Origin of the sequence: Chryseobacterium rhizoplanae, assembly GCF_900182655.1 — a bacterium.
GTDB lineage: Bacteria > Bacteroidota > Bacteroidia > Flavobacteriales > Weeksellaceae > Chryseobacterium > Chryseobacterium rhizoplanae.
Map to the genome: position 1 here is coordinate 48,454 of NZ_FXTC01000003.1, position 12,956 is coordinate 61,409.

General features: G+C 36.9%; 9 protein-coding genes. 5 read left to right on the forward strand and 4 right to left on the reverse strand.

Features of this window, described 5'->3' with window-relative positions; all coding sequences use genetic code 11:
* Positions 1-68: 68 nt before the first annotated feature.
* Positions 69-2,870, forward strand: a complete 2,802-nt coding sequence (locus tag FN817_RS08840; protein WP_142717618.1) for a GH92 family glycosyl hydrolase — start codon at positions 69-71, stop codon at positions 2,868-2,870.
* A 197-nt stretch (positions 2,871-3,067) separates the two neighbouring features.
* Here FN817_RS08840 and FN817_RS08845 read toward each other — a convergent pair whose 3' ends face one another.
* Complete coding sequence (locus FN817_RS08845; RefSeq protein WP_142717619.1) at positions 3,068-3,790, reverse strand: phytanoyl-CoA dioxygenase family protein; 723 nt, start codon at positions 3,788-3,790, stop codon at positions 3,068-3,070.
* Positions 3,791-3,792: 2 nt separating this feature from the next.
* Positions 3,793-5,043 (reverse strand): dicarboxylate/amino acid:cation symporter, encoded by a 1,251-nt coding sequence (locus FN817_RS08850; RefSeq protein WP_142717620.1) that lies wholly within the window; start codon positions 5,041-5,043, stop codon positions 3,793-3,795.
* 220 nt (positions 5,044-5,263) lie between these two features.
* Here FN817_RS08850 and FN817_RS08855 point away from each other — a divergent pair, with 220 nt between their 5' ends.
* The 4 genes from FN817_RS08855 (at position 5,264) to FN817_RS08870 (ending at position 11,028) form a co-directional block, all read left to right on the forward strand.
* Entirely contained in the window at positions 5,264-5,752 is a 489-nt protein-coding gene (locus tag FN817_RS08855; protein ID WP_142717621.1) for a BON domain-containing protein, read from the forward strand.
* 6 nt (positions 5,753-5,758) lie between these two features.
* Positions 5,759-6,178 (forward strand): SH3 domain-containing protein, encoded by a 420-nt coding sequence (locus FN817_RS08860; RefSeq protein ID WP_047420872.1) that lies wholly within the window; start codon positions 5,759-5,761, stop codon positions 6,176-6,178.
* 96 nt (positions 6,179-6,274) lie between these two features.
* Complete coding sequence (locus tag FN817_RS08865) at positions 6,275-9,043, forward strand: TonB-dependent receptor (RefSeq protein ID WP_142717622.1); 2,769 nt, start codon at positions 6,275-6,277, stop codon at positions 9,041-9,043.
* Between the two features lie 125 nt (positions 9,044-9,168).
* Positions 9,169-11,028, forward strand: coding sequence for a CocE/NonD family hydrolase (locus FN817_RS08870; RefSeq protein WP_142717623.1), 1,860 nt, complete (start codon positions 9,169-9,171; stop codon positions 11,026-11,028).
* A gap of 225 nt (positions 11,029-11,253) precedes the next feature.
* Here FN817_RS08870 and FN817_RS08875 read toward each other — a convergent pair whose 3' ends face one another.
* A complete protein-coding gene (locus FN817_RS08875) occupies positions 11,254-11,862 on the reverse strand; it encodes an alpha-ketoglutarate-dependent dioxygenase AlkB family protein (RefSeq protein ID WP_142717891.1) in 609 nt (202 codons plus the stop codon).
* Positions 11,863-12,063: 201 nt separating this feature from the next.
* The gene (locus tag FN817_RS08880; protein WP_142717624.1) at positions 12,064-12,906 is read right to left on the reverse strand and encodes a bifunctional helix-turn-helix domain-containing protein/methylated-DNA--[protein]-cysteine S-methyltransferase; all 843 of its coding nucleotides are present in this window, start codon (positions 12,904-12,906) and stop codon (positions 12,064-12,066) included.
* Positions 12,907-12,956: the final 50 nt, after the last annotated feature.

Sequence of the window (12,956 nt, forward strand, 5' to 3'; positions counted from 1 at the left end):
GCTACCCCTCTGTTTTATTACCTCTGTTTTGCTGTTTTTCAATATCTTCGCCTTTATAAAATCAGAACATGAAAAAAGGGCTTATAGCATTTTCTTTATTTATTACTCAGATTATTTCTGCACAGAATTACTCCCAATATGTGAATCCTTTTATAGGAACCGGAGGTCATGGCCACACTTTTCCCGGAGCAATCGTTCCATTCGGGATGGTACAGCTTTCTCCGGACACCAGAATTGACGGAAGCTGGGACGGATGCAGCGGATATCATTATTCGGATTCCGTGATCTATGGATTTTCTCATACGCATCTGAACGGAACCGGAGTTTCAGATTATGGAGACATTATGCTGATGCCTACAATGGGAAACCCAAGCCTGAACAGTAAAGATTATTCCTCAAAGTTTTCGCATAAAAATGAAAAGGCGACTGCCGGATATTATGCTGTTAAGCTAGATAAACAGAATATTGGAGTGCGCCTGACAACGACAAAAAGAGTCGGTTATCATGAATATACCTTCAATAATGCAGGTAATGCCAATATTATTCTGGACCTCAACCACAGGGATAAGCTTCTGGAAGGAGAAGTAAAGATCATTGATGATAAAACCATTGAAGTTTTCAGAAGAAGTGAAGCCTGGGCTACCAACCAGTACATCTATGCCCGAATTGAGTTTTCAAAGCCAATGAAAATTTCAAAAAAAGAGGTGAACGGAAGACAGGAAAACAATCTTTTTACCGGTACAAAGCTTGCTCTGGCATTTTCAACCCATGTTAAAAAAGGAGAAAAGATCAATGTAAAAGTGTCTGTTTCTCCTACCGGTTATGAAGGAGCAGGAAAAAATATGCTGGCAGAAGGACAATCAAAGGATTTTGATACTGTAAGAAAGCAAGCAGAATCTGATTGGGACAAAGAGCTTTCAAAAATTGAAGTGAAATCTGATGATAAAAACAAATTAGCCGTTTTTTATACCGCTCTTTACCATGTTTTCACACAGCCTAACATCAATATGGATGCTGACGGAAGATACAGAGGCAGGGATAACAAACTCTACACGGCAAATGGCTTTGATTATTACACCGTCTTTTCACTTTGGGATACCTTCAGAGGTGCTCATCCGTTGATGACTTTAATTGACAGAAAAAGAACTGCAGATTTTATCAACACCTTCATCAAACAATACGAACAGGGCGGAAAACTTCCGGTATGGGAACTGGCTTCCAATGAAACAGAATGTATGATTGGTTACCACTCCGTTTCTGTGATTGCAGATGCTATGGCTAAAGGAATTCAGGGGTTTGATTACGAAAAGGCTTTTCAGGCAGCTAAAGGTTCAGCAATGCAGGATATTTTCGGATTGAAGGCTTACAAACAGAATAATTATATCAGTATTGATGATGAACATGAAAGTGTTTCCAAAACGGTAGAATATGCTTATGATGATTGGTGCATTGCCCAAATGGCAAAAATTTTAGGCAAAAAAGAAGATTATCAGTATTTCATGAAACGCTCTCAGAACTGGAAAAACCTTTACAATCCTAAAACCGGGTTTATGCAGCCAAGAAAGAATGGAAACTGGTATGAACCATTTGATCCAAGAGAAGTGAACAACAATTATACAGAAGGAAATTCGTGGCATTATTCTTATTCTGTACAACAGGATATTCCCGGACTTATTGCTGCGCATGGCGGAAAAGAAAAATTTGAACAGTTTATTGATGCCATCTTCACCGCTCCTGATAAAACAACGGGAAGAGAGCAGGTAGATATCACAGGATTGATGGGACAATATGCTCAGGGAAATGAGCCAAGCCACCACATTGCCTATCTGTACAATTTTGTAGACAAACCTGAAAAAACAGATGCCAAAATAAAATATATCCTTGATAATTTCTATAAAAATACACCTGACGGCCTGATCGGAAATGAAGACTGCGGCCAGATGAGTGCATGGTATATTCTAAGTTCTATGGGAATTTATTCTGTGACTCCAGGATTACCGGAATGGGAAACCACAACACCTTATTTTGATGAAATCAAGCTTCATCTGGAAGATGGTACGACAAAAACCATCACTAAAAACACCGGCAGAGCAGAACTTAAAAAACTTGGTTTTGAAAATGTGAAACCTGTTAAGGATTATAAATATGAGGAACAAACAGCTTCACCCGTAATCGCAGCTGACAGGATCTTTGATTTTTCTACCAAAGTTGAAATCACTCCGCTGAATCCCAATGACAAGGTATATTATATGACCATGGATGAAAGCGACAGCAATAAAAGAAAGACTTTCTCTGCTTACAAAGGACCGTTCTCTATCACAAAAACTACCCAGGTAATGGCTTATGCTGAAAGAAACGGAGAAAAAAGTTCTGTAACTACAGCCAATTTCAACAGAAGACCTAATTACTGGGATATTAATATCCTGTCTAAAGTTACTCCACAATACAGCGCTACCGGAAAGCTGGCTCTTATCGACGGAATCAGAGGTGATATCAACTGGAGAAAAGGTGAATGGCATGGCTATCAGGGACAGAATTTTGAAGCAATCATTGATTTCAAATCTCCTCAGCAAATCAAATCAGTATCTTCCACCTATCTTCAGGACAGCAGAGCATGGATTCTGATGCCTAAAAAAGTAGAATATTACGCTTCCATGAATGGGAAAGATTTTATCCTTCTAAAAACCGTTGATAATGACATTGACCCTAAGGATGAAAAAGTACAGATCAAAGATTTCTCTGCTGAAATTCTTCCTACCGAAGCGAGATACATCAAAGTAAAAGCTTACTACTTCGGGAAACTTCCGGAATGGCACCAAGGGGCAGGCGGAGATGCTTATATTTTCCTTGATGAGATTTCTATAAAGTAAGGAAGATGGGAGAAGGGAGATGGAAGTTTCTATTTGACTCATTACTTCCTGAAGTTCGTTTGTAAGAAAGCTTAGTTTTCAAGTTTTAATTAAATAGACTGATATTAATCCTTAGACTTTCAGAACTTCTTTCTTCCATCATCCAGCTTCCAAACATAAAAAAATGCCCTTCGAATTTTTCGAAGGCGTTTTTTTTATCAATTCATTCTTTCCGACCATTGCAGGACTTCCGGAAGTTCCCTGTCAGAAAATTCGATGTGGATTACTCTTCTTTTCTTTCCGTTGGTTGTCCGATTGGAACCGTGAAGCGTTAAAGGTTTCATTATCATAATTCCCCCTTTTTCAACGTTACAGATTTCTTCTGTTTCAATTGTCCAGTCGATGGTTTCCGGTCTGTAAACGCCTTTTGCGTGAGATTTTGGAACTACTTTCAAAGCTCCATTATTTTCATCGGTATCATCCAAATGGATTCTGATGGTATAGATATTTTCCAGAATATCCAGTGGCGGCTGTACTGCAAACTGATGCTTTTTAGTTGTCCATGGACCAAAATCTGGCAGATCCAGCTTTTTATCAACAGAAATAGTCAGATCCTGATGATAAGCTACATACCAATTGGAAGTTTCAGGCTTATCAAAATAAATACTTTTTACCACAAAATATTTTTCTCCGAAGATTTCCTTAACCACTCTCTGAATATTTTTATTAAAAATAAGATCTTTGATTTCCGGGACCTCTTTTAAAAACTGTCTAATCGCAAACAGGTCTTCAGATTTTCTGAAATTCTCTTTTGAAGTGTCTATATTTTGAAGAACGTGATTTATTTCTTCAAGTTCTTTCTGTGAAAAAACATTATTGATAACAGCAAAGCCATATTCAAGAATATGGCTTTTATGATGTTCTAAGTTATGTAAACTCATATTTAAATTTTGTCTAGTGGCTCTGTCAATTGTCCTTCCCATTTAGAAACGGCTGAAGTCGCCAATGTATTTCCTAGCACGTTGGTCATACTTCTTCCCATGTCACAGAAATGGTCAATTGGTAAGATCAAAGCAATTCCTTCCGGCGGAATACCAAACATGGAGCACGTCGCTACAATAATTACCAGAGAAGCTCTCGGAACACCGGCAATTCCTTTTGAAGTAAGCATTAATACCAATAGCATGGTGATCTGTTGTCCCAGAGTCATTTCGATTCCGTAAATCTGAGCAATAAAGATTGACGCAAAGGTCATATACATCATACTTCCATCAAGGTTGAACGAATATCCTAAAGGTAAAATAAAGGATACTACTCTGCTGTTACAACCGAATTTCTCCAATTCTTCAACCAATTTCGGGAATACAGCTTCTGAACTCGTGGTAGAGAAAGCGATCAGTAATGGCTCTTTTATCCTTTTTAAAAGGTCAAAAAGACGGTTTCCTAAGATAAAATAACCTACCAGTAAAAGTACCAGCCAAAGAACTCCTATAGCAAAGAAGAAGTCTCTTAAATAAATAGCATATACTTTAAAGATTTCAAAACCATTGGTCGCCACTACTGCGGCAATAGCTCCCAATACTCCCAGCGGAGCAAACCACATAATATATCCAACCATTTTAAGGATTGCATGAGCGATGATATCAAAAAGCTTCACCACAGGCTTAGAATACTCTTCCCCTAAATTCGCAAGTGCAACTCCAAACATCACTGCAAATATCACGATCTGTAATACTTCATTGGTTGCAAAGGCTTCAAATAAACTTTTAGGAATCATATGCTTTACAAAGTCTTCCATGGAAAAACTTTTACTGCTTTTAAGAAGTTCATCAGCAGAAGATACATCCTGAATCGGTAGTTTTGTGACATGTCCCGGCTCCAGCCAGTTAACGAGGATCAACCCGATAAAAAGAGAAACCAGAGAAGCGGAAATAAACCAAAGCATCGCTTTTGTTCCTACTCTTCCGATCATTTTAATATCACTCATTTTGGCAATACCTACCACCAAAGTCGTAAAAACCAAAGGAGCAATAATCATCTGTACCAATCTGATGAAAACCGTTCCCAGCAGTTTTATGTTTTTAGCAAAAGGTTCTGCATTCTCAGGATATTTCACGTGTACAACACCTCCAATTCCTACTCCAACAAGAAGGGCAATGATAATTGCTATAAAAAGTTTATTCTGTCCTTTCATATATATAGTTCAATTTGCGCAAATATAATGGTTTTTCAATTGACAGAAGATTTTCTTAAATGGGGCTTAATTTTACATTAAGTTTTTAATGCCCCAAAATTAAAAGTCTGGTTTAGAAAATATTGTAAAAAAATTAAGAAACATTTATTGAATTTTTATTCTTTTGGTACAAATTTTATTATTACATTTGATTGTATAACAACATTAATAAATATACAATATGAAAAAAACTATTGCAATGGCTGCATTAGCTGTAGCTGTATCTTTCGGTGCTATTTCTTGTAAAAAGAAAATTTCTGATGCCGACCTTCAGACTCAGGCTACAACGGTAGTAACTTCTAATCCCAATGCTTCTGTTGAAGTAAAAGAAGGTGTAGCTCACTTAAGCGGTACTTTCGCAGATCAGCAGTCTAAAGACGCGATGATTGCAAAATTAAAAGCGATCAACGGAGTAAAAGACGTAATGGATATGTCTACTGTAGCAGCTGCTCCTGCTCCGGCACCTGTTGAAACTGCTTCTGCTATAGATCCTGCGGTTCAGAAAAAAGTTCAGGATGCGGTGAAGGATTTCCCTTCTGTAAAAGTAGAAGTTGTAAACGGACAGCTTACTCTTACAGGAAATGTTTCTGGTCTACAGGCTAGAAAAATCAAAGAATCTGTAGATGCTTTGAAAATTGGAAAGTATAACAACAACCTAATCGTAAAATAATTTAAGATGAGCGAATTACAAGATAAATATTCAAGTGTAGTTTCAGCGGCACAGTCTGCAGGGATCTCTAATCTTCAGGTTCAGGAGCAGGACGGAATTCTTTATGTTTCCGGAAATGCTTCCAATACTGCGGCTAAAGATGCTGTATGGAATGCTTTAGGAGCTATTGATTCTACTTATTCTGCTTCAGATATCAATATTGATGTACAGGTTGCAGGTCTTACTTCAGGAGCTTCTTTAACAGTGGCAACAGAAGATTCTAACCTTAATATCAGACAGGAGCCTTCTACTGAGGCTGCTGTAGTAGGTAAAGCAGCTAAAGGTTCTTCAGTAACTTTAATTGAACAAACTTCTGATGACTGGTGGAAAGTGAAAACTGATGACGGTCAGGAAGGATATGCGTATTCAAGATATTTAAGAGCATAAATTTTATTAAAAAATAATAAAATTTCACAAATAAAGCATAGAAACATCCCAACTTTGGGATGTTTTTATATTTTTACGGCTCTGAAAAAAAAACTAATGAAGAAAACTCTGTTGCTATTGACTTTGATGTTCACAGTCATTATTCTGCACGCCCAAAAACTACACATTGACGGAAAAATATCAGATTCTGAAAAGAAGGTGATAGAAAATGCAACCGTCTACCTCCTGAAAGAAAAAGATTCGTCCATTATCAATTACACAGCCACCAATAGAGAAGGGAAATTCTCTCTGAAGATTGATGATGTTAAAGAACCCTCCATTCTGAAAATTGATGCTAATAAATTGTCGTCCTATTCAAAAAAATTTGATAAAATAGATCAATCCCTATCCTTAGGAGATATTCAGCTTGAAAAACAAAGTATTGTCAACAATATTGATGAGGTAAAAATCACAGCATCACCGGTAAAAATTAAAAAAGATACTATTGAGTTCAGTGCAGCAGCGATCAAAGTACGACCTGACAGTAAAATAGAAGAACTTCTGAAACAAATTCCAGGCGTAGAGATCAATAATGATGGAAAAATTACAGTGAATGGGAAGGAAGTGGATCAGATCATGATCAATGGAAAACCTTTCTTCGATAAAGATGGCAAAATTGCCCTTCAGAATTTACCCGCAGATATTATCAAGAATATTCAGTTTACAACAACCAAGACAAAGGAAGAAGAACTGAGCGGGACAACAGCCAAATCTCAGAATACCACTATCAATTTTAATATTGACGAAAAGAAAAATAAAGGTTTGCTGACAAGACTTACGGTAGGTTATGGTTCAGACAAGCGGTATGAAGCAAGCGGGCTGGCCAGTTATTTTAAAGGTGATACCAAAGTAAGTATCCTTGCTTCTTCTAATAACATCAATTCTCAGGGATTTTCCAGGGATGAGGTTTTTGACAGTATGGGGAACGGCCGGAATGCCTGGATGATGCAGGGCGGATCTGTCTCCACAGTAGGAAATGTAACGTATTATAACCAGGGAGGCGGTACAAGAGGGATTCAGCGGTCTACGACCATTGGATTGAATTACAGTGATAAAATGGGGAAAAATGCTGATCTGGATTCTTTCAGCCTGATGCATTCGGATTCTAATACGGAGACAAGATCCAAAGTTTCAAGATCTACCCTTTTACCCAATTATACGCTTCAGACCAATTCTGAAAGCAATGGAGAAAATGAATCCAAGCAGTACAGTTTTGATACTTCAGTCAAAATCAAGCTGGATTCCATGACAAGTGTTTATCTTTCCCCGAGATTTACTAAAAACAGCAGTTTTAGTTTCAATAATTTACAATCATCTACTTTGAAGAATGGAAGTCTTCTGAATGAAAGTAACTCCTATTCAAGTAATGATTCGGAAAATAATTCATTTAATCCTTACATTTATTTTTCCAGAAAATTCAAGAAAAAAGGGCGTGTGCTTTCAGCCAATATGAACAGTTCAATTTCTGAGTCTAAAAGAGATAATTTAAGCCAATCCCAGAACACATTTTATGATGAAAACGGAATAACAAAAGATAACCGTGATCAATTAGCCAAGAATAAAAATCAGAACAGCTCTTTTAATTTCAGTGCAGGATATACAGAACCCATTTCCGATTCGTCCAGTGTAAATTTTAAAATAAAATATGAAGCGAGATCAGCGAGGGATGTAAGGAATGTAAACGATTTTGATAATGCTACCGGAGATTACACTAAATTCAACCAGCTTTTATCGAATAACATGAAGCAGAGAATCAATCAGATTTCTCCTGAAATGAGCTATCAGATCAATAAAAATAAACTCAACTTCTGGGCTTCGGTGAACCTTGATATTTCTGATATGAAGGTTAACTCTATCTATAACGGACAGCAATATGACCTGCAGAAAAATTTCGTATTGCCTGAATATAATCTCAATCTTTACTATCAGCTTGGAGAAGGTAAAACCTTAAGTATTTATAATTACTCTAACTTCAACATTCCGACTGCAGAACAGCTGACTCCTTATAAAGATGAATCCAATCCTTTGATTACCTATCAAGGAAACCCCAATTTGAAAAATACATGGATCAACAATCTTTATCTGTATTTCAATAATTATAATAAAGTAAAAAACCTCAGTTACTATTTCAATATTGGTTTTACGTACAGAAATAACGACATCATTAATTTTTCCACCTATGATAATGCAGGAAAACAAGTAGTGACTTATAATAATGTAAGCGGAAATAAAAGCATTAACGCCGGCGGGGGCTTCAGTAAAAACCTGAAATGGAAAAATAACAAACTGACCATTAACCCAACATTCAACATGAATTATAATTACAATAATGGTTTTGTTGACGGACAATCTTTTACCAGCAGTTCATACAATCTTAATCCCGGCCTTAATCTTGTATATGAGATCAAAGATAAAATGACGATTAAACCTTCTTACCGGCTTGGATACAGCTTCTCAAATTATACCAATTATAATTTAAAAAGTGTAAATACAGCCAACCAGTCCCTGAAACTGGAGCTTACCAATTATCTGCTGAAAGGCAATTTCGTATTTGGAAACGATTTTGAATATAATACCAATTCGAATATCGCTCCGGGCTTTAAAAAGGATTTTTACTTCTGGAATACCAGTCTGGGCTATTCATTCTATAAAAAACAGTTTACGGCAAAAGTAAAAATCTACGATGTATTAAATCAAAACCAAAGTGTAAAAAGAACAATCACAGATTCTTATTTCGAAGACCGCGAAGACCTCATCCTGAAAAGATACGTCATGTTCTCCATCAGCATGAAACTGAATAAGTTTGCCGGAAAAAAAGCGCAATAAGGCAACACCATACTTTTATATATATATTTTTGATAATGGCCGGTTTTTCCGGCTATTTTTATGAATGTACAAAAGATTGATCAATAAAAGTGTTTTTATTTTTAAATTAGCAGCAAATTTTTTTTATGAAGATCCATATTTCAGTATTATGTATTCTTTTTTTCATTCTTGGAAAAGCTCAGAAGACGGAACAGAAAGATACTTTTGTTAAAGACAATTTCACCAAGAAAGAATTTTATATTCCGATGCGTGATGGCGTGAAACTTTTCACAGCCGTATATATCCCGAAAGATATATCAAACAAGAACAAATATCCGTTTCTGATGCAGAGAACCTGCTACAGCATCGCCCCATACGGAGAGAATGAATATAAAACAAAGGTAGGTCCCAACTCCTATCTGATGAAAGACAAGTATATTTTTGTATACCAGGATGTACGCGGAAGATATATGAGTGAAGGTACTTTTACCAATATGACTCCACAGGTAGAGCGTAAAACCAAAAAAGATGTTGATGAAAGTACAGATACTTATGATACCATCGAATGGCTTTTGAAAAATATCAAGGACAATAATGGTAAAGCCGGTCAGTTTGGAACATCTTATCCGGGATTCTATACAGCCGTAGGAACATTGTCACAGCACCCTGCCCTGGTTGCTTCTTCTCCACAAGCCCCTATCTCAGATTTCTGGAATGACGATTTTCTTCACAACGGAAGGTTTATGTTGGGCTATTTCAGAACATTCCCGGTTTTTGGAGTTCAGAAAACACAGCCGGAAAAACAAGCATGGTATATGGATTCTTTCATTAAACAAACTTCTGAAGACGGATTAAAATTCTACAGAGACATGGGTACGCTGAAAGACGGATATGAAAAATATTACAAGAATAATTTCTTCATGACAGAAATAATGAATCATACCAACTATGATGAATTCTGGCAGAAAAGAGGGCTTCTTCCTCATTTGAAGAACATCAATCACGCTGTAATGACTGTTGGCGGATGGTTTGATGCAGAAGATCTTTCCGGTCCCCTGAATATTTATAAAACCATTGAAAAAACAAGTCCTAAAGCTAAAAACACCATTGTAATGGGGCCTTTCTCTCATGGCGGATGGTCTCAGGAGCAAGGGAAACATTTCCACAGTGAAACGTATTTTGGAGACAGCATTGCAACCTACTATCAGAAGAATATTGAAACCAGATTCTTCAATCATTACCTGAAAGGCAATACAAAAGAAGATGCCGGACTTCCTGAAGCACTGATGTATGATACCGGAGCTAAAGAATGGAAAGAATTTGCTTCTTATCCGCCTAAAAATGCTCAGAAAGTTAATTTTTACTTAGCTGACAATACCTTGAAGAAAACTTCCGGACAAGGATATTCTGAATATTACAGTGATCCTAATAACCCTGTTTTAAGTTCTGATCATTTAAAAGATTTCAATGGCTTCACCCCGAAAAATTATATGTCAGAAGACCAGAGATTTGCTGTTGGGAGACCTGATGTTCTGACTTTCACAACAGATGTTCTGACAGAAGATATCGCGTTTGCCGGAGAGATCATGGCCAAGCTGAATATTGCATCCTCTTCTACAGATGCCGATTTTGCAGTAAAACTGATTGACGTTTACCCTGAAGATTTCAAACCTGCAGAAAAGAAGGAAGGTGTTATCTATGGAAACTACCATCAAATGGTAAGAAGTGAAATAATGCCTGCAAGGTTCAGAAATACGAAAGAAAAAGGAGAAGCTTTGGTTCCTAACCAGAAAACAGCTGTTAATTTCAGACTTCAGGATGTGGTTCACACTTTCAAAAAAGGACATAAAATCCAGATTCAGATCAGCAGTACATGGTTCCCGCTTTTCGCCATCAATCCGCAGAAGTTTATGGATAATCCAAATTTCGCAACCAAAGAGGATTATACAAAAGCATTTATTAAGGTATATAATGACAGCTCTATTGAAGCTGAGGTTTTAAAATAAATTAAGAAAGCTGTTCAGACGAACAGCTTTTTATTTTTTTAGGTTTTGGCTAAAGCCGGATGAATTTGTATTTTCTGTTCAAGTGGGCTTTAGCCCACTTCTATTGATAGAAATGATTAGCTTACTTTTCGATTATTCAATATTAAAGTCTGCGTAACCGATCTAATTTGTACTGAGATTCCTAAGGAATGACAAACGTTGTGGGTAAAGTATCTCTAAAAAAAATTATTCTTCAATGGTTCTGAAAGTCAGGTTTACTCTGGGATTTTTCACTTTTGTAGTGGGGGGAAGCCTGTGAAGCCAGTTATCCTGGGTGGTTCCTTTCATAATTAATAAGCTCCCGTTCTCCAGGAATATTTCTACTTTCTCTTTGGTCTTTTTATGTTTAAATAAAAATTTTCTTTCTGCTCCAAAGGTCAGAGAAGCAATGGCACCATGTTTCTTCAAATCTGTTTCACCATCGCTGTGGTAGGCCATTCCCTCACTTCCGTCATGATATAAATTGAGCAGACAGGAGTTATAGGTTTCTCCTGAAACTTCTTCACATTTTTTCTTCAGTTCCAGTAATTCCGGAGTCCAGAATTTTGCATATTTTGTTCTTTTCGAATAGGTATATTCAAAAGGCTTTTCTCCAAACCAGGCCACTTTTCTTTTTGTTAAAATCAGTTTTCCAAAGATAATTGCTTCATCATTTTCCCAGGGAATCTCGTTCAGCAAATAGGTATAAAAAGAATCAGAAAGTTCTTTAGAGAAAACCTTTCCGTAATAATGAACGGTTCCGTCATTCGGAAGTATATTGATCGGATAGTCTGATATTTCTTCGAAGAGACTCATCATAGCTTTTTTAATTTAAATGCTTTTGTAGTGTAAGAACAATGTAAAATGTATTTATGGTCTTAATAATTAAACACAAATTACACCAATATTTTCACAAATGACACGAATTTTATATCAATAGGAATGGACTTTAGTCCGTTTAATAAAAAAGAGGGTTAATCCATTGGCTTTAGCCAAAACTTATCAATATGTTTTATTTCAGGAATAAATCTGTGAGCCTTCCCAGCCTACAATCAGCTGCTTTCTTTCACTTCCCCATCGATATCCACCGAGATGTCCTGTAGACTGAATCACGCGATGACAAGGTATCAGAAATGCAACAGGATTACTTCCAATAGCTGTTCCCACCGCTCTGGATGCCTTAGAATTTCCTATTTTTTCAGCCAGGCTGCCATAAGTAGACAGTTTCCCCATAGGGATTGTCAACAGACTTTCCCAGACTTTAAGCTGAAAATCGGTTCCTTTTAAATGTAATTTTATAGTATTGAGCTTAGTCCAGTCTTTATCGAATATGGACAGTGCATTCTTTTGAAGGGCATCTTGCTGCTCAGTAAAAGAAGCATTGGGGAACTTTTGCTTCAGCTCCCCGAATGCTGTTTCTTTATGGTCTTCAAAAGCCATATAGCAGATTCCTTTTTCTGTAGACGCTACTATTATATTTCCGAAAGGGCTTTCAGAAAAACTGTAATGAATACTAAGGCTTTTTCCGCCATTTTTATATTCTGCCGGAGACATTCCTTCCACCTTCACAAACAGGTCATGAAGCCTGCTGGTACTGGAAAATCCTGTCTCGTATGCAGTATCAAACAAACTTGCTTTTTCTTCCTTCAATAAGCTTTTGGCATGTTCAAGACTGATGAACTGCAAAAACTTTTTCGGACTTGTTCCTGCCCAATCTGTAAAGATTTTCTGAAAATGGGCGGGACTTAAGTGAATATTCTCTGCCACTTCCTCCAAACTTGGCTGAAGCCTGAAATTGCTCTGGATATATTCTATCGCCTTAGCAATTCTGTTATAATCTATCTGACTTTGTGTGGACATTGTATTGTTATTTTACCTCACAAATTTCCAAAGAATATACGGCAGAAAAA